The sequence below is a fragment of the Bradyrhizobium sp. NP1 genome, assembly GCF_030378205.1.
Taxonomy (GTDB): domain Bacteria; phylum Pseudomonadota; class Alphaproteobacteria; order Rhizobiales; family Xanthobacteraceae; genus Bradyrhizobium.
The window spans coordinates 2,150,106-2,176,276 of sequence record NZ_CP127385.1 but is presented as its reverse complement, the minus strand read 5'-3'; the positions used below and the strand labels follow the sequence as shown (position 1 = coordinate 2,176,276).

Below are 26,171 nucleotides of genomic sequence, written 5' to 3'. Positions count from 1 at the left end.
GGAGCAGGGCGACATCGCGATCGGGATGCTGGAAATTCGGGAACGTGCCGCCAGCTAAGCCGCCCTGCCCGCCTCGGTGTGCACCCAGGCTTCGCCACAGGCCTTTGCCAGCTCGCGCACACGCAGGATGTAGCTCTGCCGCTCGGTGACCGAGATCACCCCGCGCGCATCCAGCAGGTTGAAGACATGGCTCGCCTTGATGCACTGGTCATAGGCAGGCAGCGCCAGAAGATGCTCCCTCCGGTTGCTGCCGTTGCGCCAGCCGGCCGCGAGATATTTCCTGCAGGCCTCCTCCGCCATCCGGAACTGCTCGAACAGCATCGCGGTATCGGCGACCTCGAAATTGTGCCGCGAATATTCCTGCTCGGCCTGCAGGAACACGTCGCCATAGGTGACGCGCTCGGCGCCGTCGCGGCCGTTGAAGTTGAGATCGTAGACGCGGTCGACGCCCTGCACATACATCGCCAGCCGCTCCAGCCCGTAAGTGAGCTCACCCGACACCGGCGCGCATTCGACGCCGGCGACCTGCTGGAAATAGGTGAACTGCGAGACCTCCATGCCGTCGCACCAGCATTCCCAGCCCAGCCCCCAGGCGCCGAGTGTCGGGCTCTCCCAGTCATCCTCGACGAAGCGGATGTCGTGCACGGCGGAATCGATGCCGATCGCGGCAAGCGATTTCAGGTAAAGCTCCTGGATGTCCGGCGGCGAGGGCTTGAGGATCACCTGGAATTGGTAATAGTGCTGCAGCCGGTTCGGGTTCTCGCCATAACGCCCGTCCTTCGGCCGACGCGAGGGCTGCACATAGGCCGCGTTCCAGGGTCGCGGGCCGAGCGCGCGCAGCGTCGTCGCGGGATGAAACGTGCCGGCACCCACTTCCATGTCGTAGGGCTGCAGGATCACGCAGCCATAATCGGCCCAATAGCGCTGCAGCGTCAGGATCAGGCCCTGGAACGAGCGTTCCGGGCGCATATGGGCAGGCAGAGCGTCCATTTTGGTTCGGTCTCGGGCTGAAAACGCGCGGGACCGTATCGGCGGCGGGTGCGGGAATCAAGCAAAGGCCGCCGTCAAAAGCAGCCAAAGCTCGCAAAATTGCAGTCAAATCAGCCCGGGCGATAGGCGCCGGTCACCGGATCCCGTCGCAGCGTCGGAATATCCTGGGCGCGGGTCGCCTCCGCGACGCGCGCCAGCCGGGCTTCCTCCAGCTCGTGGTTGATCCGGACGGCCGTCCGGTAGGCCCAGCGAACCACGGCAAGCCCACCCAACACACCCGCAAATGCGATCAGCGGCGGCATCGGTCGATCCCTCATCATCTTACGGCTCAGCCCCCCGCTCGCATTGTCGCCGAAGCGCGCCTCACCTGCAATCACACTTCGGAGATGAATGCGGGACCAAATGGCGCGGGCAGGCTCACGGAACAGGGCCTGCTTAGAAGCCGAATCTGGCCCAGATCGCCCGCGTTTCCAGCGCGGAAATCAGCCCTTCCGGCAGTTCCGAGATACCGTCGAGCATACCAAGCGTATCGGCACCCGCCGAGCGGCGGCCGAACAGGCTCGACAGCAGACCCCGGCCCGGGGTGACCAGCGGCATCAAGACCTTGTCGCCGAAGCGGCTGCGCAAGGTCGAGCGCAGGTCGCCGATGGCGTCGGCAAGCCCGAGCGCGATCGAGGTATCGCCGGCCCAATATTCGCCCGTGAACAGCACCTTGTCGGGGCCCTTGAGACGTGCGCCGCGGCTCTGCTTTACCAGCGCGATGAAGATCGCGTGGATCTCGCGCTGGATCGCCTTCAGCCGGTCGACATCGTCAGGGTTCTCGGGAAGGAAGGGATCGAGCATCGCCTTGTGGTCGCCGGCCGTATAAAGCCGGCGCTCGATGCCGATCCGCCGGATCAATTCCTGGAAGCCGAAGCTGCCGCCGACCACGCCGATCGAGCCGAGGATCGATGACGGGTCGCAGAAGATCTCGTCGCCGGCACAGGCCAGCATGTAGCCGCCGGAAGCCGCGACGTCCTCGACGAAGACGAGCACCGGCAACTGCTTTTCCACCGCGAGCTGGCGGATGCGCAAATAGATCTGGCGGGACTGCACCGGCGAGCCGCCCGGCGAGTTGATCACGACCGCGACCGCCTTCGCATTCCGGAACGAGAAAGCGCGTTCCAGCGTCTTCGCCAAGCCGGCAAGCGTCAGCCCCGGGCGCAGCGGCGTCACCGCGCCGATCACGCCGGAGAGCCGCACCACCGGAACCACCGGCGTGCCCCGGCGCAGGATCGCCGGCAGCAGCGCCATCACCCTGTCGCGGAAGGTTGAGAGGCTCGCCTGATCAACTCTTTGTTCCACCATGTACCGTTACCTCAGATTAACCATTTTTTATCACGCCAGTGTCATTCAGGGGGTTGGAACGCCTTTTGCTTTGCGGCTCATGGAGCTGCAAATGGGGAGCATCACATGAAGATCTATCTGCTGATGGTGCTGATCGGTACCCTTCTGACGGCAATTCGTTTCACTTCCGCGCCGGAAGAACGTCCGGAATCGCTGCCAAGATAGGCTTTTTTCGCGTTCCGCCACCGGCCACCAGCCGCTCATCCGTGTTCTGCCAGGGGCAAGGCACGCTTCCCCGCAAGGATTTCCGCTACCTCTTTATTGGGCATCGCTGACTCATCCTTGAGCAGGAGTCCGTTGAGAATCTGCAACGGCGCCCTGCCGCCCTTGGTGGCGCGAACGAGCACACGGATCGCAGGCGAGGCCGCATCGCCGTGAACTGGAAGCACGACCAGGCTGCCGAAGCCGCGTTCGAGCGCGGCCAAAACTTCGGCAACGCCGTCAGCCCGCCAGATCAGGGTCAGCATGCCGCTCGAGCGCAGCACGCGGCGCGCCGCACGGGTCCAGTCCTCGATCGTCGAGGCGTGCGCCATATGTGCGCCGGCACGCGCCCGGTCAGGCGAGGCGCGATGGCGCGTGGCATCGTTGAAGGGCGGATTCATCAGCACCACGTCGACGCTGTCGGGAGAAAGTCCTTCCGCCGCGAACGCCTCCGCAGCCGCGGTGACGTCGAGCACATGGACGCTGGCAGGGATCGCGTTCGACCTGGCATTGGTGCGCGCAAGCTCTGCGAGCACGGGATCGATCTCGACCAGGGCCAATTCTATTCCCGCCACCCGCCGCGCCAGCGCCAGGCCCGCCGCACCGACGCCGGCGCCGAAATCGACCGCGCGATCGCCGGGCCTGGCCGGAGTCGCGGCGGCAAGCAGGATCGCGTCATGGCCGGCGCGGTGTCCCGATTTCGGTTGCCGCAGGCGCAACTGCCCGCCGAGGAAGGCATCGTCCGTGGTCGCGGCATCAGGCTCGGTCATCGGGCCGCAATTCGTGGGCAAGGCCGGCGTCGGTGAGCAGTTGCCGCGCCTCGCGGTTGTCCTCCTCATGGACCAGGATCCGGCGCGGCAGCACGCCGAGCGAGCCCTCGATGACGCTCATGTTCTGGTCCAGCACCAGATGATGGATGTTGGCGCCGTCGAGCAGCGCGCCGATCGCAGAGACCAAAACGAGATCGTTGGTCCGTACCAATTCCCGCAATCGTGTTCTCCTTCGCATCAGTGCGGTGGGTTTGACATTCGTAGCTGAGCTCGCAACGTGATACGAATGTCAGAACCGGGACGCCAGGTGGCGAATGTCAACCGCTTGCCGTGTTGCGCCGCACTTTCTATTCTACCATCCTGTGCCCCGTCGTCCTAATCGGACCAACCCGGAGACCCGCGTGGCGGTTATTGTACCCTTCGAAAGCCCATCGAACGCCTCGATCGACCGGTTGGTGGGCCTCGTTGCCGCCGACATGGAACGCGTCAATGCGACCATCCTGTCCCGGACCGGCTCCGAAGTGACGATGATCCCGGAGGTCGCCAATCACCTGATCTCCTCCGGGGGGAAAAGGCTGCGGCCGATGCTGACGCTGGCGATGGCCAATCTCGCCGGCTATTCCGGCGACGGCCATATCAAGCTCGCCGCTTCCGTCGAATTCATGCATACCGCGACGCTGCTGCATGACGACGTGGTCGACGAGAGCGAGCTGCGGCGCGGCAAGCTGTCGGCCCGGATGCTGTGGGGCAACGAGGCAAGCGTGCTGGTCGGCGATTTCCTGCTCGGACAGGCGTTTCGCATGATGGTCGAGGTCGGCTCGCTGCGCGCGCTCGACATCCTCTCCTCCGCCGCCGCCGTCATCGCCGAGGGCGAGGTGATGCAGCTTGCGGCCGCCAAGAACACCGCGACCACCGAGGACGAATATCTCGCCGTGATCCGCGGCAAGACCGCCGAACTGTTCGCGGCTGCCTGCGAGGTCGGGCCCGTGATCGCCAACCGCCCGAAGGCCGAGCAGACCGCCTGCCGCTCGGTCGGCATGAATCTCGGCATCGCGTTCCAGCTCGTCGACGACGTGCTCGACTATGGCGGCAAGTCCGCCAAGCTCGGCAAGAATGTCGGCGACGATTTCCGCGAGGGCAAGATCACGCTGCCGGTGGTGCTGGCATTCCGGCGCGGCAACGACGCCGAGCGCGCGTTCTGGGTGAAGGCGCTGGAGCGCGGCGAGATCGGCGATGGCGATCTCGATCACGCGCTGGACCTGATGAACAAGCACCGCGCGCTGGAAGACACGCTGACCCGCGCCCATCACTACGGGGCGATGGCGGTCGATGCGCTGGCGCTGTTTCCCTCCTCGCCAATGAAGTCGGCGCTCGAGGAGACGGTGGCGTTCTGCCTCGCGCGGTCGCACTAGGCAGACGCGAGTCACCCGCATGCGCGGGTGACGACAGGGCGCAGGCTTGACTAACTCAGCGAGCCCGCATGCACCCACCAGCCCGGGTGCTCCTGCCGGATCTTTTCCGCGGCGCGCGCGGCCGCGGTGGCGTCGGCAAAGATCGCAAAGCAGGTCGCGCCTGATCCCGACATCCGCGCCAGCAGCGCGCCGGAGGCCGTCCTGAGCGCCGACAGCACCTCGCCGATCACGGGCTGGATGCGCATCGCGGGCGCCTCGAGGTCGTTGCCGGTCTGCTCGAGCTGCGCGATCCAGTCTTCGAGCGAAGCGCCCTTTTCCGGCCAGGCCACCGCCTCGATCACATCGGTGATGCCGACCAGGAGCTCGCCGCTGCGCAGGCCGAGCGCCGCGAACACGTCGCGGGTGGCGACATGGACGCGCGGATTGACCAGCACGCAGGGCATTGTCGGCAGATCAAGCGGCAACAGGCCTTCGCCGACGCCGGTCATGTCGGCGGCGCGCGAGAGCAGGCACACCGGCACGTCGGCGCCGGTCGCAAGCGCGACGTCGCGCAGGCGCTCGTCGTCGAGCGAAAGGCCGTTGAGCCCCGCGAGCAGCCGAAGTGCAGCGGCGGCATCGGCCGAGCCGCCGCCGATGCCGGCCGCGACCGGCAGCACCTTGTGCAGCGTGAAGGCGCCGAGCTTCAGATCGGGAATGGTCTCGCCGAGCAGCCGAGCCGCCTTGAGCACGAGATTATCGGCGATCTCGCCGCAGTCATTGGCCAGCGGCCCCGATGTCGCAAGCTTCAACTCGTCTCCAGGGAGCAGGCTGAGGCGATCGGCGCAATCGGCGAACGCCACCACGCTTTCGAGATCGTGATAGCCGTCGACGCGGCGGCCAACCACACGCAGGGTCAGGTTGACCTTGGCGCGCCCTTCCTCAACCAGCATTGTCTTCAACAGCCCCTCAGGAGATCAGGCGATCAACCGCCCTTGCCGTCTTCCTTGCCCTCATCCTTCTTCTTGTCGGCGGAAGCCGCGGCCGACGGCGTGTCGTCCGGCAGTCCGTTATCGATCTTAGCGAGGATTTTTGGCAGGTCGTCAGGCTCCGGCTTCAGGTCGCGCGCATGCGCCCACTGGAATTTCGCTTCCAGCGTGCGGCCAACGCGCCAATAGGCATCGCCGAGATGGTCATTGATGGTCGGATCTTCCGGCTTGAGGTCGATGGCGCGCTCGAGATTCTTCACCGCTTCCTCGTAGTTGCCGATGCGGTAATACGCCCAGCCGAGCGAGTCGACGATGTAGCCGTCGTCGGGCCGCTGCTCGACGGCGCGCTTGATCATCTTCATGCCCTCGTCGAGATTGATGCCCTGATCGATCCAGGAATAGCCGAGATAGTTGAGCACATGCGGCTGGTCGGGCTGCAGCTCGAGCGCCTTGCGCATGTCGGCTTCCGCCTTGTTCCACTGCTTGGAGCGCTCCTCGCAGATGCCGCGATAATAGTAGTAGCCGCTGTTGGTCTTGTCGTTGTTCGTCGGCAGCGCATCGATGGCGAGGGAATAGGTCTGGGCGCAGTCTGCGAACTTCTTGCGGCCACGTTCGATATTGCCGAGCGCCATGATCGCCTCGATATCCTTCGGATCGTCGGTGATCACGGTCTTGAGGATCTTGATCGCATCGTCGCTGCGGTCGACGGAATCGAGATCAGTGGCGAGCTGGATTTGCGCGTTGCGCTTCAAGGGCGAGTTCGCCGGCACGCGCTCATAGACCTTGATCGCCATCTGCGGCTTTTTGACCGAATCATAGAGGTCGGCGAGCGACAACAGCGCCAGCGAATGGTTGGGCGCAAGGTGAAGCGCAAGCTGCAGATAGACCAGCGCGAGGTCCTCGCCGCCGCGGCGCGTCAGCGAGGCTCCGATGCCATAGAGTGCTTCCGCCGCGCCGGTCTGCGCGGAATCGACCAGCGGCGGCAGCTTCTTGCCGGCCTTGAGGTCGCGCAGGCCTTCCTGCACCAGCGGATGGCGCGCCAGCTTCTTGTCGAACGCCTCGTAGATCGCGGAAGCCGCGGCGGTGTCCTTGTTGCGCGACAGCCAGCGTGCGTAGGAATCGGCCACGCGCAGCATCGAGTCGTCGAGCTTGTAGGCGCGCTCGAACCGCATGCCGGCGTCCTTGCGGGACGCGAGGTCGAGCATCAGGCCGGTGTGGAGATCCTTGAAGATCGGATACCATTCCGGCCCGGTCAGCTTGTCGACGCTGGCGACCGCACCCTTGACGTCGCCCGAGCCGTAGATCGCCCAGCCCGACAGCAGCGTCGCGACGAGATCGGTGATCGGTCCGCGAATCGACTGGTTGATGTTGACTTGCGCGGCGGCGTATTTCTTCTGCTTGAGGTCCTGCACGCCGACCACGAGGCGCGCGACGCGATTGGACTTGTCGACGGCGAGGATTCGCTCGGCAAGCTTCACCGCCTCGTCGATATTGCCGTCGGCAACGGAGGAGATAAAGGCGCGATCCAAGAGCTCGTTGTTCTTGGGATCGGTGCGCAGCGCCGACAGATAAAAGGCGGAAGCAGAGGTCGCGTCGCGCTCGACACTGGCGTGGCGAGCGGCGAGATAGCTGCCCGATGTGGTCAGCGACTTGAGGTCGTTGCGGCTGGGAAACTGCTGCGACGTCTCGGTCGGATGTTCGGGCGTCTGTGCAAGACCAGCGCCAGGCAGGGCCAGGGCGGCAACGGCAAGGCCGGCTGCAATCGAGCGGTTGAAACGGGTGAAAAGCATCACGGTTCGCCTAGCTCCAGATTTTGACGGATCTTCCCGAATGCGAACCCAAATGGCAGCACCAAGAGGCGGGACAATGCCGCGTTTGGTGCCCTGCCGCAAGGATACGCAACAGCCATGGCTGGCGGAAATGCCCCTAAACCGCCGAAAGGGCCCACTGCATCACCGCTAACGCTTTTACTATGGCGGCATCGTGACCGGAAGCCCCGCGCGGGTGCCGGGGTTCGCTCACGCAACCGTGCGCTTCCTCACATGGCCTCGTAATTGGGCCCGCCACCGCCCTCCGGGGGAACCCACGTGATGTTGCCGTTGGGGTCCTTGATGTCGCAGGTTTTGCAGTGGACGCAATTCTGCGCGTTGATCTGGAAGCGCGGGCCGGACTGTTCCTCGATCCATTCATAGACGCCCGCGGGGCAGTAGCGGTTGGAGGGGCCGGCATAGACGTCGTGCTCGGACGTCTTCTGCAGGTTCATGTCGGCGACCTTCAGATGGATCGGCTGGTCCTCCTCGTGATTGGTGTTGGAGAGGAACACCGAGGACAATTTGTCGAAGGTCAGCTTGCCGTCCGGCTTCGGATAGGCAATCGGCTGGTGCGGTTTCGCCGGGTCGAGCGTCGCACGGTCTGGCTTGGCGTGCGACTGGGTGCCGAACAGCGAGAAGCCGAGCGTGTTGCACCACATGTCGAAGCCGCCGAGCACGACGCCGACCACGGTGCCGAATTTCGACCACAACGGCTTGACGTTGCGGACCCTGTGCAGGTCCTGGCCGACCGCCGACGAACGCCAGGAATTTTCATACTCGGCCAGCTCGTCGTTGGCGCGGCCCGCCGCGAGCGCCGCCGCCACATGCTCAGCGGCAAGCATGCCCGAGCCCATCGCGTTGTGCACGCCCTTGATGCGCGGCACGTTGACGAAGCCCGCCGCACAGCCGATCAGGGCACCGCCGGGGAAGCTCAGGCGCGGCACCGACTGGTAGCCGCCTTCGGTGATCGCGCGCGCGCCATAGGCGAGCCGCTTGCCGCCTTCGAACACATCGCGGATCGCGGGATGGGTCTTGAAGCGCTGGAATTCCTCGAACGGCGACAAATAGGGATCGTCGTAGTTGAGATGGACGACGAAGCCGACCGCGACGCGGTTGTCGTCGTAGTGATAAAGGAACGAGCCGCCGCCGGTCGAATTGTTGAGCGGCCAGCCGAACGAGTGCTGGATCAGGCCCTTCTTGTGCTTGGCAGGATCGATCTGCCAGACTTCCTTCAGGCCGATGCCGAATTTCGGCGGCTCGCTCTTGGCGTCGAGCGCGTATTTCGCGATCAACTGCTTCGTCAGGCTGCCGCGGGCGCCTTCGGCGAACAGCGTGTACTTGCCCAGCAGCTCCATGCCGCGGGTATAGGAATCCTTGTGCGAGCCGTCGCGCGCGATGCCCATGTCGCCGGTGGCGATGCCGCGCACCCCGCCCTTGTCGTCGTACAGCACTTCGGCCGCGGCGAAGCCCGGATAGATCTCGACCCCGAGCGCTTCCGCCTTCGGCGCCAGCCAGCGGCAGACATTGCCGAGCGAGCCGATGAAGCAGTGATGATTGTTCATCAGCGGCGGCATTGCGAAGTTGGGCAGCCGGATCGCCGCGCTGGACGTCATCCAGTAGAAGCGGTCGTCGTTGACCTGGGTCTTGAGCGGGCAATCAGGGTCCTGACGCCAGTCCGGGATGAGCTTGTCGAGGGCAACCGGGTCGATCACCGCGCCCGAGAGGATATGCGCGCCGACTTCGGAGCCCTTCTCCACCACGACGACGGAGAGGTCGGGATTGAGCTGCTTCAGCCGGATCGCGGCCGCAAGACCGGAGGGGCCAGCGCCGACGATCACGACGTCGAATTCCATGGACTCGCGTGGAGGTAATTCTTCGCTGCTCATGATCTGGTCCCGGCCCGGTTGAGAACGGCTCTAAACTTGTTCTTTCCGATTTTTCCGGCAAGGACAACCATGGAAATGCCCAGCCGAGGCGTTTCGCCAGCCGTCGATCCATCCTAAACTAGAGGCCATGACCCCGACGCCCGAGCCCACCCCTACGTTGAGGCAATTGCTGGCCTTTTACCTCGAGGCCGGGGTCGACTGCGCGCTTGCGGAGGAACCGCTCGATCGCCTGCTCGACGCCGATGTCCCCGCTCCGCGCGCCGAGACGCCGCCGGCCGCGCCGGCCCGGCCGGCAGCATCCCCCATGCCGCTCTTGCGCGGCGAGGTCGCGCCCGCCCCGGAAGCCGCGATCGCGTCGGCACGGGAGGCGGCACGTACCGCCCCGACGCTGGAGGCGCTGCGGGAGCTGCTCGACAAATTCGACGGCTGCGCGCTGAAGCACACCGCCACCCGGCTGGTTTTCGCCGACGGCAACCCGCAGGCGCGGGTGATGTTCGTGGGCGAAGCGCCCGGCCGCGACGAAGACCTGGAAGGGCTGCCCTTCGTCGGCCGCTCCGGCAAGCTTCTGGACCGGATGATCGCCGCGATCGGGCTCGACCGCAGCAAGGCCTACATCGCCAACGTCATTCCATGGCGCCCGCCCGGCAACCGAACCCCGACACCGCAGGAGACGCAGATCTGCCTGCCGTTCATCCAGCGCCAGATCGAGCTGGTGAATCCGGACGTGCTGGTGACGCTGGGCAATCCCTCGACACAAGCCCTGCTGCAGACCCGCGAGGGCATCATGCGCAGCCGCGGCCGCTGGTTCGACTACGACACCGGAAGCCGCGTCATCCGCGCGCTGCCCACGTTCCATCCGGCCTATCTCCTGCGCTCGCCCTCCTACAAGCGGATGTCGTGGCAGGATCTTTGCGCCATCGCAAAGGCGCTTGCGGCAAGCGCAGCGTGAAGTCGCGACTACTGCCCCTTCGGCCGCACGATCGCCCAGCCGATCCGCAACAGCGGCTGGCGTCCGTTGACCAGCCACTCGAAGGCGCGCGGCACCTCGGGCACGAGACCCGGAAAGCGCTGCGCGATCTCGGGCGGCGGGGTGCCCGCGGTGTCGGAGGCGCGCCAGACCACGACGCCGCCGGTTTCGTTGAAGCGCGGAAAGCTGATCCAGCGCGTGCGCTCGGGGGTTTCCTGCAGGAACAGATGCGGCCGGTCGCGGTCGAGCGCGACCAGGCTTGCGAGCTGGGCATCGCCGGCGACCGCCCGCAACGGCTGATTGGTGCGCCGCTCGAAGCTTTCGGCAAAGAAGCGCCCGATCGCGCGCGCCGGCAGCGAGGTCGCGACCTCGCCGCTGCCGGTCCAGGGCACGAACAGCGTCGCGGCGACCACGGAAAGCGCCGGCAGCACCACCGCGGCCGCCCACACCGAACGCAGCAGGCGCTGGCGGCGCAGCGCGATCAGATCGCCAGCCGCGACGATGATCGCCAGCCCCGACATCAGGAGGGCAAGCCCGGCGCCGCCGACGACACGATCGAAGCCGAACAGGCCGGAAATCAGGCTGCCGAACAGCGCCGGCGCGATCGCAAAGAAATAAACGAAATCGCGCGCCAAGGGCTCCACCGGCGGACGAAAGATGATCGGCGCCTCCTCCGCCTTGCGGCCGAACCAGCCGGAATTGAGCACGACCAGGAGCAGCATGCCCGCCATCGCCAAGGCAAGCCCGGCGACCAGAGCGATCCAGTGCAGCCCGCGCCCGCTCAATTCCGAGAGCGCGGGGAAAGCCGGCAGCGCCAGCGCGTCGGCACGGATCAGCCAGATCAGGTAAGGCAGCACCAGCACGGCGATGACCAGCAGCGCGAACAGGGGATCGAGCGACCAGAGCGTGCGCCGGCCGCGCTCGGTCGCGAGCGCGAAGCCGCCGATCAAGAGCAACAGGCCGATCGCCGCCGGCGTCGTCAGCAGCAACAGGCCCGCCTCGATCGACCAGGCGAACCAGACATTGCGCCGGTTCTGGCCGATCAACTGCCAAGTATGCAGCAGCAGCAGCATCCAGAGCGGCCGCGCCGCCACCGTCGGGCCGAACGCGAGGACCGACGAGCCGAACGCGGTGATCGTCATCGTCAAAAGCACCGCAAGCACCGCCTGCTGGCTGCCGACGATGGTGCGTGCCAGGAGATAGAGGGTCCAGAAGGTCGCGATCTGGCAGAGCTGCGCCAAAAGATAGACGCCGAACATGTGGTTGCCCACCGCGCGGTAGGCGATGTCGGCGATCCAGAACGACAGCGGCGGCCCGAGGTCGGTGCCGACCTGGTATTCGCGGCCAAAGGCGAGCGCGGTGGCGAGATCGCCGGGCGGGCTGCGGTAGAACGCGAGCACCACCAGCAGCCATACCAGAGCCTGCAGCAGCACCACGATCCAGACCACCAGCCGCGGCCGGGCCCGGATCAGCTCGATAACCAGGGAAGTGAACCGCATGCAGTGTCCGAATTGCGAGACCGCCGCCGGCGGTCTCCTTCGCTCCCCACTTTGGGAGGCGCTCCACTGGATGTTTTGATAAAGCGCGCGGGCGCGTGACGCAACAAGCCGTTAGGCGACAGCCGCAGCACCGTCGTCGAGCGAAGTGTCGACGACCGTGAACAGGTCCCGCTCGGCCGGCGAAGGGAAGTGCTTCTCCCGCGCGGCGACCACCGGGGCAAAGAAGCTGCGATGATGCGCCGACGGCCCCAGCCGATCCAGCGCCTCCAGATGTTCCGGCACGCTGTAGCCCTTGTGGGATTCGAAGCCGTAGCCGGGGCAGGATTCGGCGAGCGCCCGCATCAGCCGGTCGCGGGTCACCTTGGCGATGATCGAGGCCGCCGCGATCGACACCACGATTCCGTCGCCGCCGATCACCGCGTCGCAGTCGCAAGGAACATCGATGCGGTCTCTGCCGTCGACAAACACATGCCTTGGCGTTTCCGGCAGCGCATGGACCGCGCGCGACAGCGCCCACAGCGATGCGCGCAGGATATTGTCGCGGTCGATCCGCGCCGGCGAAGCAAAGGCCACGGCGAAGGCGGACGTCGCGCAGATTTCCTCGAACAGTTCCTCGCGCCGCTCCGCAGAAAGCCGCTTGGAATCGTCGATCCCCTTCGGGATTCGCTTGGGATCGAGCACCACGGCCGCCGCCACCACGGGACCAGCGAGCGGGCCGCGGCCCGCCTCGTCGCAGCCCGCGATCGGCCAGATGCCGCGCTTGATCAGCGCGCGCTCGCGCCGGAAGCTCGGCGGGGCCACCGCGATCACGCCCTTCGGCGGCTTCGCGTCTTCCTTTCCGGCTTTTTCCCTGCCGGCTTTTTCCTTGCCGGCTTTTTCCCTGCCGGCCTTCGCCGTCCCCTGGCGGGATTTCTTCGCGCTCTCGTCCCGAATCATGGACGGGATCGTTGCGCCGGCGGACGCGCCCGCGCAACCGGGAACTCGGCGCAATTCCCATTATTCAAGCTGCCATGCGATGACGGCGGCTAGTCTTTCAGATGAACGCGGCGGTCCTCGCCGACCTCGACGCCCGGCGCGACCACGACCTCCCACAAATGGCCATCGGGATCGGCGAAATGGCCGCAATAGCCGCCATAACTGGTCCGACCTGCTTTCTTGATCAGCGAAGCGCCCTTCGCGACCGCGAACGCGAGCACGGTATCTACCTCCTCCACCGAACGGCAGTTCCAGGCCAGCGTCACCCCACGGAACGCCTGCGGCCGCGGCGCAACGGCAACTTCCGCCTCCCCGGCGAGCTCGTCCCATGGGAACAGCCCGATCACGGTGGCGCCAGTTTCAAAGAATGCCACGGCCTCGCCGGTCGCACGCATCTTCCGCGCGAAGCCGAGCGCCTCGTAGAACGAGATCGCCCGCCGCATGTCGACGACGCCGAGCGTGATGACGGTGAAGCGCGGGACAGGCACGGGCTCGCTCATTTCTTACTCTCCACTTGCTCGTTGTCTTCTTACTCGTTGTCTTCGGACCGACGCTAGAACAGGTTGAGCTGCTGGCCGCCGCCTTTCGGCTTCACGAAATGATCGGTCGTAAGCCTGGAGCGGCGCTTGTTGAGCCCGAGCTTCTCGCAGGCGATCTCGAAGCGGCGCCCGATCATCCAGGCCATCGGTCCAGTGCCCTTCATCCGCGTTCCCCACTGCGAGTCATAGTCGCGGCCGCCGCGCATGTCGCGGATCAGCGTGAAGACATGGCGATAGCGGTCCGGATAGTTCGCAAGCAGCCATTCGCGGAACAGGTCGCGCACCTCGAGCGGCAGCCGCAGCAGCACATAGCTTGCCTCCTTGACGCCGGCGTGAGCGGCGGCATCGAGGATGCGCTCGATCTCGGCGTCGTTGAGCGCCGGTATCACCGGCGCGACCATCACGGTCGTTGGAATGCCGGCCGCGGCAAGCTGCTGCAAGGCCTCCAGCCGCTTCGGCGGCGTCGAGGCGCGCGGCTCCATGGTGCGCGCGAGCTTCGGGTCGAGCGTCGTCACCGAGAGCGCGACCTTGACCAGGCTGCGTTTCGCCATCCGCTGCAGGATATCGATGTCGCGCACGACGAGCGCCGATTTGGTGACGATGCCGACGGGGTGGCCGGCACGTTCCAGCACTTCGAGAATGCCGCGCATGATCTTCCATTCGCGCTCGATCGGCTGATAGGGATCGGTGTTGGTGCCGATCGCGATCATGCGCGGTTCGTAGCCGGGCGCCGCAAGCTCCTTCTCGAGCAGCGCGGGCGCATCGGGCTTCGCCAGCAGCTTCGATTCGAAATCGAGCCCCGGCGAGAGGCCGAGATAGGCATGGGTCGGCCGCGCGAAGCAGTAGACACAGCCATGCTCGCAGCCGCGATACGGATTGATGGAGCGGTCGAAGCCGATATCCGGGGAGTCGTTGCGGGCAATCACCTTGCGCGAGCTGTCGAGCGCGACCGTGGTCTTGAACGGCGGCAGCTCGTCGAGGCTTTGCCAGCCGTCGTCGAAGGCCGTGCGCGCCTCGGCCTCATAGCGGCCGCTGGCGTTGGATTGCGCGCCGCGCCCGCGCCGCCGCGGCGCTTCGATCGCAACGTCAAGCTCGGGAAAATCCTTCTCGACAAGATCCTTCTCGACAATATCCTTGGGCGCACCCGCCGGCTCGGAGGGCGCCTTGACCGGCGGGTGCTTGAGGGCATGAGAGGATGCTCGACTCATGGCTCCATCATTAGCAGGCCACAAGAACAAAGCAAGAACACATTCGGGTGAGGAGCGGCCGGGCTGCCGCAAATAGCTGCACGGCGGGAGGCTGCGCAGCTTGTGACAAGATGATAACAGTGCAGCGTTTTTCACGCTTCCTGGACCCCGAAGCCTCGATCATGCTGAGCGTCATCATCGCGACCGAAGGCGCCGAGGCACCGGCGGTCGCCACCCTGGCCGCGCTGGTGCCGGGCGCCGCCGCAGGCCTGGTGCGCGAGGTGCTGCTGGTCGACCGCGCCGACAATAATGTGATCGAGCGGGTCGCCGATGTCGCCGGCTGCCGGTTCCTGCGCTTTGCGGGATCGCGGGCTGCCGCGCTTGCCGCCGGCGCGCGGCAGGCGCGCTCGCCCTGGCTGATGTTCCTGCACGCCGGCGCCGTGCTCGATGCCGGCTGGATCGAGGAAACCAGCCAATTCATCCAGAGCGTGGCGGCGGGCGGGCGGCCGCGCGCCGGTATGTTCCGCTACGCCCGCTCGCCCTATGCCGAGGTGGCTTTGCGCGACCGCTTCAAGACCTTGACCCGCCTGTTCTTGGGCCCCTCCGCCGAACAGGGCCTCCTGATCGCCCGCGACCATTATGAGCGGCTCGGCGGCCACGCCGGCGACAATGGCCGCGCCGAGGCCCGCCTGATCCGCAGGCTCGGCCGCTCCTCCCGCATCCTTCTGCGCAGCCGCATCGTGGTGGCGTGAACCGGCCGCAGGTCGCAACAGGTCTTGCATTATGGTTGATTTTGTCAAATAATCGCTTGATGAAATCAAATACTGCCCTGGACAACCAGATTGCCGCCGTGCGCGGCTTCAGCCGCTTCTACACGCAGAAGCTCGGCATCATCGAGCCGAAGCTGCTCGACAGCCCCTGGACGCTGCAGGAGGCGCGGATCATCTACGAGATCGCGCATCATCCGCGCTGCAGCGCCACCGAGCTGACCCGAACGCTCGGCCTCGACGCCGGCTTCCTCAGCCGCACGCTGAAGGCGCTGCAGCGGCGCGGGATCGTGGCGCGCACACCGTCCAGCGATGATCGACGCACCAGCGAGATCGAGTTGACCGCCGCGGGCCGCAAGGCCTTCGCCGCGCTCGATGCGCGCTCGCGCAGCGACGTCGGCCACCTGCTCGGAAGCCTCGACGAGAACGAGCGTGCCGCCGTGGTCGGCGCAATGACGCGGATCGAGCAGGCGCTGGAGCCGCCGGCGCGAAAAGGCGCAGGCTTCCTGCTGCGCAGCCATCGGCCCGGCGACATCGGCTGGGTGATTTCGCGCCACGGCGCGGTCTATGCCCAGGAATATGGCTGGGACATTTCCTTCGAGGCGCTGGTCGCCGAGATCGCGGCGGAGTTTTTGAGGAACTTCGATCCCGCGCGCGAGCATTGCTGGATCGCGGAGGTCGACGGCGAGCCGGCGGGTTCGATCTTCCTGGTCCGGGGAAGCGGCGATGTCGCCAAGCTCAGGCTGCTGCTGGTGGAAAAAAAGGCGCGCGGTCTCGGCATCGGGCGCGCGCTGGTCGAGCAATGCATCCGCTTCGCGCGCGAGGCCGGCTATTCGGCGATCACGCTGTGGACTCAGAGCAGCCTCGTCGCCGCGCGCGACATCTATCAGCGCGCCGGCTTCCTCCGCACCGATCAGAAAAAGCATCACAGCTTCGGCGTCGACCTGGTCGGCGAGACCTGGGAGATGAAGCTTTAGAACCGTCATTACGAGGAGCTGTAGGGTGGGCAAAGGAGCGTAGCGACGTGCCCACCCTTATCGAAGTGAAACATTTGATGGTGGGCACGCTTCGCTTTGCCCACCCTACGATCCCCGCATGGGACGAAACAGCCATGATCATGGGTCCTGGCGTTCGCCGGGACGGCATCGCCTCCGATTTCCGGATTCAAATGTCAAAGAGCTATTGGGCTGTCATCGCCCGGCTCGACCGGGCGATCCAGTATTCCAGAGACGGCCGTGCTCACTTGAGACGCCTCTGGGATACTGGATGCCCCGCTTGCGCTGAGCATGACGACGGAGACGTACAAGGTCGCCTTCCCGCGGCGCGCTTGCGCCCGAGTTTTGCGAATAACGATCCCTCTGACAGCAGAGGGCGCAGGGAAAGCCGGGTGCCGATCGCACCCGCGGCCTCGCGTGCAACAAAAAAGCACACGAGTTAGTCACCACAGGTTTGACCGAAACAATCCGGCCTTCCCCGCGCGATTGGTTTTAACGGGTTCCTTCGTGCTCTCCCCGGTGACCGGGCTTTCTTGCCACCGTCGCCTGCAGATCATCATCCGCAAACTTGGCATCAGCGTCGGGATGCCAGGACCACACGACTTCGCCGCCCGCAATAGTCGCCGCTCGTCTGGCGACGCCATCACGTCCATCGCATCCCGCTCCAACGTTCGTGACGACGCGTAACGCCCCTCTCACCGGCGCAGGACGCACCGATTGGAGCCACTGATTTGCCCGACGCGACAAGCGGAATATTTTTTGGATCAGGACTGGACGACCCAAATCAGCCTGAAATTGCTGGATAAATTCGCCGGACGGCGCACACGATATCGCCTCCAGCCACATCGCGAACGCGGCGACGCCGAGGCGCAGTTGTAATGCGGGTCCATATCCCGAAGTGCTATGCTGCCTGCGGCACTTCAGCGATTGCGAAGATGGGCTTGGGTAGCGGCAACGATGTCGCTCGAAGTCGCAGAGAACCCCAGTGATTCAGTAGGACTACTGCCGCGGCGCTCGTCACCGTTCCAAGTCTGATCAAACGCTCAGCAGAGGAGGGATGACATGAAGCAGATCGGCCAGCTGTTACTGCTTTCAACCTGCGCAAGCGCGGTTGCCGGAGCCAGTGTGCTCGCTCTCGCCAAGGGAGGTCTGACAGAACATTTCGAGCTTCGAAGCGTTGCCGATCGTGGCACTGCGGCATCTTTGCCGGACGGCAATTGGGGTGAGATTGCGATCTGCCATTCGCTTGGCGTTGCCCGCGCAACCGGCGGCACGGTCCGGTTGGCCCAGGTCGAGGTCCGGCCTGGGGCTTTGCAGGCGATGCAATCCGCGCCGGAATTCGCCGACAGCGATCCCCCGCTGTGGGACGGGCTGGGATCGATCACCTACAATATCACGACGGCGAGCTCGGACGCGCAAAAGTACTTCGACCAGGGACTTCGGCTCGCCTATGCCTTCAACCACGACGAGGCGCGGCGAGCATTCCGCAAGGCTCAGCGGCTCGATCCTGATTGCGCAATGTGCTTCTGGGGTGAGGCGCTCGTGCTCGGGCCGAACATCAATCTCCCAATGCAGGAGGAAGCAGTCCCACTGGCGTTTGCCGCCACGCAGAAGGCGAAGGCGCTCGCCGCCAAGGCGAGTCCGCACGAGCAGGCCCTGATCGCGGCGCTGTCTAATCGCTATGTAGCGGACGCAAAGGCTGATCGCGCGGCGCTTGATGCGGCCTATGCCGCTGCCATGGCCCAGGTCACAGCGCAATTCCCTGATGACAACGAAATCGCTGTTCTATATGCCGAATCCGTTATGGACCTGAGCCCGTGGGATTATTGGCAACCGGGCGGGGCCGCGCCCAAGCCGCAAAGCGGGCCGATCGTCCCAACGCTTGAGCGCGTGCTGGCCCGATATCCCGATCATGTTGGCGCCATTCACTATTACATTCACGCCGTGGAGGCGTCCGACCGTCCGCAACGCGCCGAGCCTTATGCCGATCGTTTGCGCGGCGCCATTCCCAATGGCGGCCATCTCGTGCACATGCCCAGTCATATCTACTACCGGGTGGGGCGCTATCTCGATGCGCTGAAGGACAACAAGGTAGCCGCGGCGGTTGACGAAGCCTATCTGACCACCACCCGGGCGCCGATGGGCGTCTATCGGCTAGGCTACTATCCTCACAATGTTCATTTCGTTTTGGCCGCAGCGCAGATGGCTGGCGACGGTCCGACGGTGATTGCATCTGCCGAGAAGTTGCAGGCCATCATTCCCGATGAGGCCGCGCGCGGCTTCGCGATGACGCATCCCGTCAAGGCTGCCTCTTATTTTGCCCACGCTCAGTTCAGCGCGCCTGACACGATCGTGGCGCTCGCGGACCCCGGCGACAGCATGCCTTATGTCAAGGCGATGTGGCATTACGCCCGCGGCATCGCCGAGGTCGCAAGAGGCAATTTTTCCGAGGCAACCGCTGAGGCGGACGCCATCGCCAACCTGCAGCGGACCACTGACTTCAGTTCATATCAGGCGGCACACGTCCCTGCGCAGGACGTGTTCAGGCTTGCGCAGGCTTTGATACTGGGTCGCATGGCTCAGGCGCAAAGCGACAAGGACGCCGCCATTGCACGATTTGAAGAAGCCGCTGCCTTGCAGGATGGCCTTCCCTACACGGAGCCCCCATACTGGTACTACCCAGTCCGGCAGACCTTGGCCGCCGCCCTCTTGCAGGCCGGCCGGCTTGGGGACGCCGAAGAACAGTTCAAGCGCGCTCTGCGGCGCGCGCCGAATAACGGATGGTCCTATTTCGGGCTGGCCGAGCTTTACAAGGCGCGCGGCGCCTCCGACGAGGCGCAGCAAATGGAGGAGCATCTTTCGAACACGTGGGCTGGTGACCGCAGCCTGCTTCAGTTATCGAGGCTGTAAGATAGGCCAAGCTGAGAAGCAGAGCCCCCGCGCCTTCAGGCCGAAGCGCCCTTCGCCTTCGGGCGGCGCAGATGCTCGTCGAGCCGCGGCATGATCTCGACGAAATTGCATGGCCGCGTCCGGTAGTCGAGCTGCGCGGCCAGAATGCCGTCCCAGCCGTCGCGGCAGGCGCCGGGCGAGCCCGGCAGGCAGAAGATGAAGGTCGCGCCCGCAACGCCCGCGGTGGCCCGGCTCTGCACCGTGGAAGCGCCGATCTTGGCATGGCTCAGCATGTGGAAGGCGATGGAAAAACCGTCCATCCGCTTCTCGAACAGCGGCTCGACCGCTTCCGGCGTGACGTCGCGGCCGGTGAAGCCGGTGCCGCCAGTGGTGATGACGACATCGACGTCGGCGGCGGCGATCCAGCGCCTGACCACCGCACGGATCGCCTCGACGTCGTCGGTGACGATCTCGCGCGCGGCCAGATGATGACCGGCGGCGGTGATGCGATCCGAAAGCGTCGTGCCGGATTTGTCGTCGGCGAGCGTGCGCGTGTCCGATATCGTCAACACCGCGATGTTGAGCGGAATGAACGGCTTTGTTTCGTCGATGGAGGACATGCCTACCTCAACCTGTCATTCCGGGCAGACCGCGAAGCGGGCTGATCCGGAATCTCGGGATTCGATGCTTCGCATCGCCCCGGAATGACAACCATCACTACAGCGAAGCGCTGCCGAACGTGTTGCAGGCCTGCAGCGTGCCCTGCTGATAGCCGGTCATGAACCATTGCTTGCGCTGCGCGGCCGAGCCATGGGTGAAGGAATCCGGCACCACGCGGCCCGTGGCCTGGCGCTGCAGCGTGTCGTCGCCGATCGCGGACGCCGTGGTCAGCGCGGCGTCGATGTCGCCGGCCTCGAGGAAGTTCGGACGCTTCTTCGCCTCGCGGTTGACCCAGACGCCGGACAGGCAGTCCGCCTGCAGCTCGACCTTGACCTGCAGCGCGTTGGCTTCGGCCTTGCTGCCGGCCTGCTGCTGCAGCCGCGTCACGCGCGGCAGGATGCCGAGCAGGTTCTGGATGTGATGGCCGGCTTCATGGGCGATGATGTAGGCCGTGGTGAACTTGCAGGCGCTGCCCGAGCAGCCGCGGAAGCGCGTCTCGACCTCACGGAAGAAATTGGTGTCGAGGAAGATGGTGCGGTCGGGCGGGCAATAGAACGGCCCCATCGCGGACTGCGCCATGCCGCAGCGCCCGCCATTGGTGGCGTTGCGGAACAGCACGATCTTCGGTCCGGTATAGCTCTGGCCCGAGGCCTGGAAGATTTCGCTCCAGCGATCGTCGATCTCGCCGAGGATGCCCGCGATCATGCTGCCCATCTCGTCGGTCGGCGCGCCGGTTTTGGTCTGGCCGGAGCGGCGGTCGGTCTGATAGGTCGGCGCCTGGCTGCCGCCGGTGAGAATCTCGGCGCCACCGATCAACAGGCGCGGATCGATGCCGAAGGCATAGCCAATCAGGCCGAGCACGATGATGGTGCCGATGCCGAGCCCGCCGCCACCCATCGGCAGGCCGAAGCCGCCGCCACCGCCGCCCATTCCACCATCGTCACGACGGTCCTCGATGTCGTCGCTGCGGCGGAAATCATCGTAGCGCATGGCGGTTTCCTCTCATTGCAGTCGCCAGTGTGGTGGTTCAGAAGTTCTCTTCATTGTTGCAGCGAGCCCGTCAAGAGAACTTCTGAACCAAAACCACACTAGAATCATGGGTTTCTAGTGTCCTTACGAATCCGAAATTCGCGAAAGAGGATGCGGTGCAATGTTGCGAACTTCGGATTCGGGACACTAGCGCAGCCACGCAGGTCAAAGGCGGCCGCGTGCCACAGACGTAAAAATTCTCTTGCCCTAATCAATATCCTGCCCGGCAAAAATTGCCTAGTGCGGGTCTCTTCATGCCGACGGCCGATCCATCGCGAGACTTTCCGGCGGAAACGAGGCTGAAACGGCGGCGTTGCGACCGCTTTGCGCAGCGGCCATCGCGCGACGATCCAGAACGCGCGTTTGCGAGACGCGCGCGAATGTCGCGGCCGCGACGCGCGACGAGATCACGGATGCCGTTAGCTTCGCTCGTTCCTTAAGTCGATTTTTACTTTGCCGGGTCAATGTAGCGCCAGTCGGTTGTTTGGTCCCGCGTCGCCGACAGCGTCGCCTGAGTCAGAGTATTTGAGTCATGGTTGTGTCGCGTCGCGGGGCGTCTGCAAGGGCGCCCCGCACAAATTTTGAGTCCCCGGAACAACACCGCATCATCACCGGCGACTGCGTCGCCGAGATGTCGAAGCTCAACGCCGCTTCGGTCGACCTGGTGTTCGCGGACCCGCCCTACAATCTGCAGCTCAAGGGCGAGCTCAAGCGGCCCGACGAATCCCATGTCGACGCCGTCAACGACGACTGGGACAAGTTCTCCTCCTTCGCCGACTACGACAATTTCACCCGCGCCTGGCTGCTCGCCTGCCGCCGCGCGATGAAGCCCTCCGCCACGCTGTGGGTGATCGGCTCCTACCACAACATCTTCCGCGTCGGGGCCATCATGCAGGACCTCGGCTTCTGGCTGCTCAACGACATCGTCTGGCGCAAGTCGAACCCGATGCCGAATTTCCGCGGCCGCCGCTTCACCAACGCGCATGAGACCATGATCTGGGCCGCGCGCGACGAAAAGGCGAAGGGCTATACCTTCAACTACGAGGCGCTGAAGGCGGCGAACGAGGACGTGCAGGCGCGCTCCGACTGGCTGATCCCGCTCTGCACCGGCGAGGAACGGCTGAAGGGCAAGGACGGCAAGAAGGTGCACCCGACCCAGAAGCCGGAAGCGCTGCTGGCGCGCGTCCTGCTGTCGTCGTCGAAACCCGGCGACCTCGTGATCGATCCGTTCAACGGCACCGGCACCACCGGCGCGGTGGCAAAACGGCTCGGCCGCCGCTACATCGGCTTCGAGCGCGATACCGCCTATGCCAGGGCCGCGGAAGCGCGCATCGCCGCGGTCGAGCCGCTGCCCGAAGCCTCGCTCGCGCCGTTCATGACCGCGCGCGAGGCGCCGCGCGTGGCGTTCTCCGAGCTGATCGAGCGCGGCATGATCATGCCCGGCACCAGGCTGGTCGACGCCAGGAAGCGCGTCGGCGCACTGGTCCGCGCCGACGGCGCCATCATGCTCGGCGACAAGGTCGGCTCGATCCACCGCATCGGAGCGGTGGCGCAGGGCTCCGAAGCCTGCAACGGCTGGACCTTCTGGCATGTCGAGACCAAGCAGGGCCTGAAGCTGATCGACGAGCTGCGCGCCGAGATCCGCAGCCAGATGGCGGCGGGCGCTTAAAGTTCCTTCGACGCGGCCCTTGATTACCCGCTTTAGCGGTGACTAGAATCCCGCGAAGCTGCCACCCCGTCTCCCGATTGGTCATCCGATGCGACGACAATCCGAGACATCGCTTCTGATCGCGCTGTTACCGATCTTCGTGGTCGGCATGTTCCCGATATTGATGATCGGTCTGTTGGGTTTTGCCGGCCTTGCCCTGCTCGGCGCACTCCTGATGTCCGCCGGCTTATCCGACGTGCTGCTGGCAAGCAGCGATTTCAACCAGGAGATCGTCGTGCACGGCTATGCGCCGAGGTCCGAGCGCGCTGTTCACGTCTCGCGGCGACATGCGACAGTGCGCCTCGCGATGCTGATGCTCGCGACAGGTAGCGGCTTTGCGGTCGCTGGCGTTGTCGGCCTCGTCTTTTTCGGCTGAGCAGCATCCGTCGGGGGCCACTCCTCACAAACTCGTCGCTTGCGCTTGGCTTGAAAATTTGCGCATGGAAAACGCCTTGCCGGCGGCGGGGCCGCCGCGCCTCACGTTCATGGGGCCAACAAGGTTTCAAGGGAGATTTCCGATGCTGAAATTCTATTTCAACGGCGCACCCAACCCGACCAAGGTCGCGCTGTTTCTGGAAGAATCCGGCCTGCCCTACGAGCTGGTGGCGGTCGACACCCGCAAGGGCGAGCAGTTCAAGCCGGAATTCCTCAAGATCAACCCGAACGGCAAGGTGCCGGCGATCGACGACGACGGCGTCCCTGTGTTCGACAGCAACGCGATCCTGCTCTATCTCGGTGAGAAGACCGGCAAGTTCCTGCCGCCCGACACGCCGAACAACCGCGCGCAGCTCCTGTCCTGGCTGATGTTCATCGCGACCGGCATCGGCCCCTATTCGGGCCAGGCGGTGCACTTCAAGCATTTCGCGCCGAAGGATCTCGAATACGCGCACAACCGCTACCAGTATGAAGGCAACCGCCATTACAAGATCCTCGACGATCATCTGGCGAAGCAGCGCTACATGGTCGACGATACGTACACGATCGTCGACATGGCGTTCTGGGGCTGGGCGCGGATGGCGCCGTTCGCGCTCGGCGAGGACGCCTACACCAAGTACCCGAACGTCAAGCGCCTAGTCGACGAAGTCGGGGCGCGGCCGGCCGCCGCCCGCGCGCTGGCGCTGAAGGACAAGTTCGTCTTCAAGACCGAAATGGACGAGGAGGCGAAGAACTTCATGTTCGGCCACCTCAAGGCCAAGGTGGCTTGACCGTCGCGGCACCACGAAAAATCGTGGGGTGGGCAAAGGCGCATCTCGCGCCATGCCCACCTTTCTTTTTGACGACAGTTGAAGAGTTGAATGGTGGGCAAAGCCTGTCATCGGGCCGCGCTTCGCGCGGACCCGTTGGCTTTGCCCACCCCACGAACTTCGTCGCCGTCGTTCCTCGCAATGACGACCGAGTCGGTATTCGAACCCGAACTCGGCACGCCTACTCGTCGACCGCAGCGACCGCCTCGATCTCGATCAGCCATTCCGGCCGCGCCAGGCGGCTGACCACGACGAGCGTGCTGGCCGGCGGCTTCTCCACATTGACGTAGCGGTCGCGAATCGCGCGCATCTTGGGTATGTCGTCGGGCGGCACCGAGGCGACGACATAGGTGTTGAGCTTGACGATGTCGGCCATGGTGGCGCCAGCCGTTTCCAGCGCCGCCTTGACGTTGGCGAACACGCGATCGACCTGGGCCTCGAAATTCCCCTCGCCGACCAGCTTGCCGGACGGATCGGTCGACACCTGCCCTGCCAGATAGATCAGCGTGCCGCGGTTGACCTTCGCGATATGCGAATAGCCGACCGGCGCGCGATTGATGAATTCCTTCGACGGCTTCGTCATCGTCTTCTCCCTTGCGCCTTCCAGAATGGCTTGTTGACGTGGTCCGATATCTCCGACCAGCAGCTACCCATATCCATCAACTCCCGCTCCGTCATCACAGCCACATGACGTCGCACGCGATCGTGTTCGCGCCAGCGCCGAACCAGCGCAACGAGCCGCCCTGTGATGGCGCGGATCGAGCGGCGCGGCGAGACCGTCGCGCGGCGCCGATCGCCGGCGCCGGCCAAGCTCTCAGCCCGCAGCACGGCCGGTCATTTCCGGAAATTTCCCCAGCGCCCTTTCCGTCAGCACCGAGTCGCAATATTCCCTGATCTCCTTGATCTTCCCGTTCTCGAGCCGGAACACCAGGCAATAATCGTTGTCGTAGCGCTCGCCCTTCCTGGTGAGGTTGTCGCCCTTGGCCTCGACGACGACGATATCGCCGTCGGCGATGATGCGGCGGGCGACGGTGCGGCCGCGCTCGACCAGCAGCGAGCGCACATAGCCGTGCAGATTGCTGATGATCGACTGCTTGCCATGGAAGGTGCGTGACCAGGAATACTGCCCGGTCACCATCCATGTCGCGTCGTCGGCAAGGCTCGCCATCAGCAGCGAGCGATCGCGGACAGCCGGATCCGGATGGCTGGCAATGGCGAAAATGTCTTCCAGAAGCTTCTTGTTTGCGGCGGCGCTCATGGCGGATTCTCCATTCTCGAAGGGGCCTGGCCGACCATCGCGCGCGGAATGAAATTCGTCCAATCGATAGGGGATATGATATATATTCTCTTCATGAATTTGAGTTCGCTTGACCTCAACCTGCTGGTGGCGCTCGACGCGCTGCTGAAGGAGGCCAATGTCAGCCGTGCCGCGATGCGGATCGGCCTGTCGCAACCGGCGGCGAGCCACGCGCTGCGGCGGCTGCGCGAATTGATCGGCGATCCGCTGCTGGTGCGCGTCGGCAGCCGCATGGAGCTGACGCCGCGCGCGCAAGGCCTGCGCGCGCCGCTGGCGCAGGCGCTCGACCATGTGCGCGCGCTGTTCCTGCCTGACGCGTTCGACGCCATCAGCAGCGAGCGCCAGTTCCGCCTGATGATGCCGGACCTCGCGGTCGAGCTGTTGATGCCGCCGCTGATGGAAAAGATCACGCGTGCTGCGCCAAATGTGCGCATCGACGTGGTGCCGTGGCGGGGGCCGGCGATCTTCACCGCCGAATTCGCCCGCACCATCGACCTCGTGATCTCGATCGGCAACGCGTTCGGCGGCTTCCATCGCCAGCTTCTCTATGTCGACAGCGATGCGCTCGCGGTGCGCAGCGGCCATCCGATGGCAGCGAAGCTGAAGCAGCGCGAGGCGTTTCTCGCCGCGCGCCATGTGGCGGTGATCATCCGCGGCCAGAGCGAGGATCTGATCGACCAGTGGCTGCGCACCAGGGGCGTCGAACGGCGCATTGCGCTGGTCGTGCCCGGCTATATCGAGGCGCTGCATGTCGCCGCGCGAACCGACCTCGTCGCGTTCGTGCCGCAGCGGCTGATCCGCGCGTTGGCGAAGCAATTGTCGCTGGTCCCGGTCACCCCGCCGTTCGATCCCGGAACCGACGAGCAGTACATGTTCTATCCCACCCGGGCCCAGATGGACCCGGGCTCGATCTGGCTGCGCCGGCTGATGCTCGAAACCGGGCGCGGGCTGGACCAGCCGCGGCGCAAGCCGGCGTAGCGCCCGGCCGCGCCGG

General features: G+C 65.1%; 26 protein-coding genes. 9 read left to right on the top strand and 17 right to left on the bottom strand.

The window, feature by feature from the left end:
• Positions 1-54: 54 nt before the first annotated feature.
• The 5 genes from QOU61_RS10430 to QOU61_RS10410 form a co-directional block, all read right to left on the bottom strand.
• Entirely contained in the window at positions 55-990 is a 936-nt protein-coding gene (locus tag QOU61_RS10430; protein WP_289658115.1) for a glycine--tRNA ligase subunit alpha, read from the bottom strand.
• 110 nt (positions 991-1,100) lie between these two features.
• Complete coding sequence (locus tag QOU61_RS10425) at positions 1,101-1,292, bottom strand: hypothetical protein (RefSeq protein WP_289661447.1); 192 nt, start codon at positions 1,290-1,292, stop codon at positions 1,101-1,103.
• Positions 1,293-1,425: 133 nt separating this feature from the next.
• On the bottom strand, positions 1,426-2,337 hold the full coding sequence (locus tag QOU61_RS10420) for a S49 family peptidase (protein ID WP_289658113.1): 912 nt from the start codon (positions 2,335-2,337) through the stop codon (positions 1,426-1,428).
• Positions 2,338-2,576: 239 nt separating this feature from the next.
• Entirely contained in the window at positions 2,577-3,347 is a 771-nt protein-coding gene (locus QOU61_RS10415) for a tRNA1(Val) (adenine(37)-N6)-methyltransferase (RefSeq protein ID WP_289658111.1), read from the bottom strand.
• A complete protein-coding gene (locus QOU61_RS10410; protein WP_289658110.1) occupies positions 3,334-3,567 on the bottom strand; it encodes a putative signal transducing protein in 234 nt (77 codons plus the stop codon). Before QOU61_RS10410 ends, QOU61_RS10415 begins: the two co-directional genes overlap by 14 nt.
• Positions 3,568-3,748: 181 nt before the next feature.
• On the opposite strand from QOU61_RS10410, the gene QOU61_RS10405 reads away from it, so the two are divergent.
• On the top strand, positions 3,749-4,759 hold the full coding sequence (locus tag QOU61_RS10405) for a polyprenyl synthetase family protein (protein WP_289658108.1): 1,011 nt from the start codon (positions 3,749-3,751) through the stop codon (positions 4,757-4,759).
• A 50-nt stretch (positions 4,760-4,809) separates the two neighbouring features.
• On the opposite strand, the gene QOU61_RS10400 is transcribed toward QOU61_RS10405, so the two are convergent.
• The 3 genes from QOU61_RS10400 to QOU61_RS10390 form a co-directional block, all read right to left on the bottom strand.
• A complete protein-coding gene (locus tag QOU61_RS10400; protein WP_289661445.1) occupies positions 4,810-5,688 on the bottom strand; it encodes a 4-(cytidine 5'-diphospho)-2-C-methyl-D-erythritol kinase in 879 nt (292 codons plus the stop codon).
• A 32-nt stretch (positions 5,689-5,720) separates the two neighbouring features.
• Positions 5,721-7,514: a tetratricopeptide repeat protein gene (locus tag QOU61_RS10395; protein ID WP_289658107.1), complete on the bottom strand. Its 1,794-nt coding sequence runs from the start codon at positions 7,512-7,514 to the stop codon at positions 5,721-5,723.
• 248 nt (positions 7,515-7,762) lie between these two features.
• Positions 7,763-9,421 (bottom strand): electron transfer flavoprotein-ubiquinone oxidoreductase, encoded by a 1,659-nt coding sequence (locus QOU61_RS10390; protein ID WP_289658106.1) that lies wholly within the window; start codon positions 9,419-9,421, stop codon positions 7,763-7,765.
• Between the two features lie 127 nt (positions 9,422-9,548).
• On the opposite strand from QOU61_RS10390, the gene QOU61_RS10385 reads away from it, so the two are divergent.
• Positions 9,549-10,370 (top strand): uracil-DNA glycosylase, encoded by an 822-nt coding sequence (locus QOU61_RS10385; protein ID WP_289658104.1) that lies wholly within the window; start codon positions 9,549-9,551, stop codon positions 10,368-10,370.
• 8 nt (positions 10,371-10,378) lie between these two features.
• Here QOU61_RS10385 and QOU61_RS10380 read toward each other — a convergent pair whose 3' ends face one another.
• From QOU61_RS10380 to QOU61_RS10365, 4 genes are all read right to left on the bottom strand, one after another.
• Complete coding sequence (locus tag QOU61_RS10380) at positions 10,379-11,887, bottom strand: glycosyltransferase family 39 protein (RefSeq protein ID WP_289658103.1); 1,509 nt, start codon at positions 11,885-11,887, stop codon at positions 10,379-10,381.
• Positions 11,888-11,998: 111 nt separating this feature from the next.
• Positions 11,999-12,823 (bottom strand): ribonuclease HII, encoded by an 825-nt coding sequence (gene rnhB / locus QOU61_RS10375; RefSeq protein WP_289658101.1) that lies wholly within the window; start codon positions 12,821-12,823, stop codon positions 11,999-12,001.
• Positions 12,824-12,912: 89 nt separating this feature from the next.
• Positions 12,913-13,362 (bottom strand): VOC family protein, encoded by a 450-nt coding sequence (locus QOU61_RS10370; protein ID WP_289658100.1) that lies wholly within the window; start codon positions 13,360-13,362, stop codon positions 12,913-12,915.
• A 53-nt stretch (positions 13,363-13,415) separates the two neighbouring features.
• A complete protein-coding gene (locus QOU61_RS10365) occupies positions 13,416-14,609 on the bottom strand; it encodes a PA0069 family radical SAM protein (protein WP_289658098.1) in 1,194 nt (397 codons plus the stop codon).
• Between the two features lie 161 nt (positions 14,610-14,770).
• Here QOU61_RS10365 and QOU61_RS10360 point away from each other — a divergent pair, with 161 nt between their 5' ends.
• The 3 genes from QOU61_RS10360 to QOU61_RS10350 all read left to right on the top strand — a co-directional run bounded on the left by QOU61_RS10360 (position 14,771) and on the right by QOU61_RS10350 (position 19,260).
• Positions 14,771-15,340 carry a glycosyltransferase family protein gene (locus QOU61_RS10360; RefSeq protein WP_289661442.1) on the top strand — a complete coding sequence of 190 codons (570 nt, stop codon included), beginning with the start codon at positions 14,771-14,773 and terminating at the stop codon, positions 15,338-15,340.
• A 59-nt stretch (positions 15,341-15,399) separates the two neighbouring features.
• The gene (locus QOU61_RS10355; protein WP_289658097.1) at positions 15,400-16,332 is read left to right on the top strand and encodes a bifunctional helix-turn-helix transcriptional regulator/GNAT family N-acetyltransferase; all 933 of its coding nucleotides are present in this window, start codon (positions 15,400-15,402) and stop codon (positions 16,330-16,332) included.
• 1,080 nt (positions 16,333-17,412) lie between these two features.
• Positions 17,413-19,260, top strand: coding sequence for a tetratricopeptide repeat protein (locus QOU61_RS10350; RefSeq protein WP_289658096.1), 1,848 nt, complete (start codon positions 17,413-17,415; stop codon positions 19,258-19,260).
• 35 nt (positions 19,261-19,295) lie between these two features.
• Here QOU61_RS10350 and moaB read toward each other — a convergent pair whose 3' ends face one another.
• Together moaB and ypfJ are read right to left on the bottom strand one after the other, a co-directional pair.
• Positions 19,296-19,859, bottom strand: a complete 564-nt coding sequence (moaB, locus tag QOU61_RS10345) for a molybdenum cofactor biosynthesis protein B (protein WP_289658094.1) — start codon at positions 19,857-19,859, stop codon at positions 19,296-19,298.
• Positions 19,860-19,956: 97 nt separating this feature from the next.
• Complete coding sequence (gene ypfJ / locus QOU61_RS10340) at positions 19,957-20,889, bottom strand: KPN_02809 family neutral zinc metallopeptidase (protein WP_289658092.1); 933 nt, start codon at positions 20,887-20,889, stop codon at positions 19,957-19,959.
• Between the two features lie 571 nt (positions 20,890-21,460).
• On the opposite strand from ypfJ, the gene QOU61_RS10335 reads away from it, so the two are divergent.
• From QOU61_RS10335 to QOU61_RS10325, 3 genes are all read left to right on the top strand, one after another.
• Entirely contained in the window at positions 21,461-22,597 is a 1,137-nt protein-coding gene (locus tag QOU61_RS10335) for a site-specific DNA-methyltransferase (protein ID WP_289658090.1), read from the top strand.
• Positions 22,598-22,685: 88 nt separating this feature from the next.
• Positions 22,686-23,012 (top strand): hypothetical protein, encoded by a 327-nt coding sequence (locus QOU61_RS10330; RefSeq protein ID WP_289658088.1) that lies wholly within the window; start codon positions 22,686-22,688, stop codon positions 23,010-23,012.
• 142 nt (positions 23,013-23,154) lie between these two features.
• Positions 23,155-23,841 (top strand): glutathione S-transferase family protein, encoded by a 687-nt coding sequence (locus QOU61_RS10325; RefSeq protein ID WP_289658087.1) that lies wholly within the window; start codon positions 23,155-23,157, stop codon positions 23,839-23,841.
• Between the two features lie 220 nt (positions 23,842-24,061).
• On the opposite strand, the gene QOU61_RS10320 is transcribed toward QOU61_RS10325, so the two are convergent.
• From QOU61_RS10320 to QOU61_RS10315, 3 genes are all read right to left on the bottom strand, one after another.
• The gene (locus tag QOU61_RS10320; protein WP_289658085.1) at positions 24,062-24,463 is read right to left on the bottom strand and encodes a RidA family protein; all 402 of its coding nucleotides are present in this window, start codon (positions 24,461-24,463) and stop codon (positions 24,062-24,064) included.
• Positions 24,460-24,567: a hypothetical protein gene (locus tag QOU61_RS37180; protein WP_354142536.1), complete on the bottom strand. Its 108-nt coding sequence runs from the start codon at positions 24,565-24,567 to the stop codon at positions 24,460-24,462. The genes QOU61_RS10320 and QOU61_RS37180 overlap by 4 nt, the downstream gene beginning before the upstream one ends.
• A 127-nt stretch (positions 24,568-24,694) precedes the next feature.
• A complete protein-coding gene (locus tag QOU61_RS10315) occupies positions 24,695-25,138 on the bottom strand; it encodes a nuclear transport factor 2 family protein (RefSeq protein ID WP_289658083.1) in 444 nt (147 codons plus the stop codon).
• A gap of 93 nt (positions 25,139-25,231) precedes the next feature.
• Between QOU61_RS10315 and QOU61_RS10310 the strand changes: the two genes are divergently transcribed.
• Positions 25,232-26,155, top strand: coding sequence for a LysR family transcriptional regulator (locus QOU61_RS10310; RefSeq protein ID WP_289661439.1), 924 nt, complete (start codon positions 25,232-25,234; stop codon positions 26,153-26,155).
• The last annotated feature ends 16 nt before the right edge of the window (positions 26,156-26,171 follow it).

What these genes read in the sequence shown, in the direction of transcription:
- QOU61_RS10430 (WP_289658115.1), bottom strand. Translation starts at nt 990, where the DNA reads ATGGACGCTCTGCCTGCCCATATGCGCCCGGAACGCTCGTTCCAGGGC.
- QOU61_RS10415 (WP_289658111.1), bottom strand. Translation starts at nt 3,347, where the DNA reads ATGACCGAGCCTGATGCCGCGACCACGGACGATGCCTTCCTCGGCGGG.
- ypfJ (WP_289658092.1), bottom strand. Translation starts at nt 20,889, where the DNA reads ATGCGCTACGATGATTTCCGCCGCAGCGACGACATCGAGGACCGTCGT.
- QOU61_RS10370 (WP_289658100.1), bottom strand. Translation starts at nt 13,362, where the DNA reads ATGAGCGAGCCCGTGCCTGTCCCGCGCTTCACCGTCATCACGCTCGGC.
- QOU61_RS10315 (WP_289658083.1), bottom strand. Translation starts at nt 25,138, where the DNA reads ATGAGCGCCGCCGCAAACAAGAAGCTTCTGGAAGACATTTTCGCCATT.
- QOU61_RS10330 (WP_289658088.1), top strand. Translation starts at nt 22,686, where the DNA reads ATGCGACGACAATCCGAGACATCGCTTCTGATCGCGCTGTTACCGATC.
- QOU61_RS10350 (WP_289658096.1), top strand. Translation starts at nt 17,413, where the DNA reads ATGAAGCAGATCGGCCAGCTGTTACTGCTTTCAACCTGCGCAAGCGCG.
- QOU61_RS10400 (WP_289661445.1), bottom strand. Translation starts at nt 5,688, where the DNA reads ATGCTGGTTGAGGAAGGGCGCGCCAAGGTCAACCTGACCCTGCGTGTG.
- QOU61_RS10355 (WP_289658097.1), top strand. Translation starts at nt 15,400, where the DNA reads ATGAAATCAAATACTGCCCTGGACAACCAGATTGCCGCCGTGCGCGGC.
- QOU61_RS10395 (WP_289658107.1), bottom strand. Translation starts at nt 7,514, where the DNA reads ATGCTTTTCACCCGTTTCAACCGCTCGATTGCAGCCGGCCTTGCCGTT.
- QOU61_RS10425 (WP_289661447.1), bottom strand. Translation starts at nt 1,292, where the DNA reads ATGCCGCCGCTGATCGCATTTGCGGGTGTGTTGGGTGGGCTTGCCGTG.
- rnhB (WP_289658101.1), bottom strand. Translation starts at nt 12,823, where the DNA reads ATGATTCGGGACGAGAGCGCGAAGAAATCCCGCCAGGGGACGGCGAAG.
- moaB (WP_289658094.1), bottom strand. Translation starts at nt 19,859, where the DNA reads ATGTCCTCCATCGACGAAACAAAGCCGTTCATTCCGCTCAACATCGCG.
- QOU61_RS10360 (WP_289661442.1), top strand. Translation starts at nt 14,771, where the DNA reads ATGCTGAGCGTCATCATCGCGACCGAAGGCGCCGAGGCACCGGCGGTC.
- QOU61_RS10335 (WP_289658090.1), top strand. Translation starts at nt 21,461, where the DNA reads ATGGTTGTGTCGCGTCGCGGGGCGTCTGCAAGGGCGCCCCGCACAAAT.
- QOU61_RS10380 (WP_289658103.1), bottom strand. Translation starts at nt 11,887, where the DNA reads ATGCGGTTCACTTCCCTGGTTATCGAGCTGATCCGGGCCCGGCCGCGG.
- QOU61_RS10390 (WP_289658106.1), bottom strand. Translation starts at nt 9,421, where the DNA reads ATGAGCAGCGAAGAATTACCTCCACGCGAGTCCATGGAATTCGACGTC.
- QOU61_RS10420 (WP_289658113.1), bottom strand. Translation starts at nt 2,337, where the DNA reads ATGGTGGAACAAAGAGTTGATCAGGCGAGCCTCTCAACCTTCCGCGAC.
- QOU61_RS10310 (WP_289661439.1), top strand. Translation starts at nt 25,232, where the DNA reads ATGAATTTGAGTTCGCTTGACCTCAACCTGCTGGTGGCGCTCGACGCG.
- QOU61_RS10320 (WP_289658085.1), bottom strand. Translation starts at nt 24,463, where the DNA reads ATGACGAAGCCGTCGAAGGAATTCATCAATCGCGCGCCGGTCGGCTAT.
- QOU61_RS10325 (WP_289658087.1), top strand. Translation starts at nt 23,155, where the DNA reads ATGCTGAAATTCTATTTCAACGGCGCACCCAACCCGACCAAGGTCGCG.
- QOU61_RS10385 (WP_289658104.1), top strand. Translation starts at nt 9,549, where the DNA reads ATGACCCCGACGCCCGAGCCCACCCCTACGTTGAGGCAATTGCTGGCC.
- QOU61_RS10365 (WP_289658098.1), bottom strand. Translation starts at nt 14,609, where the DNA reads ATGAGTCGAGCATCCTCTCATGCCCTCAAGCACCCGCCGGTCAAGGCG.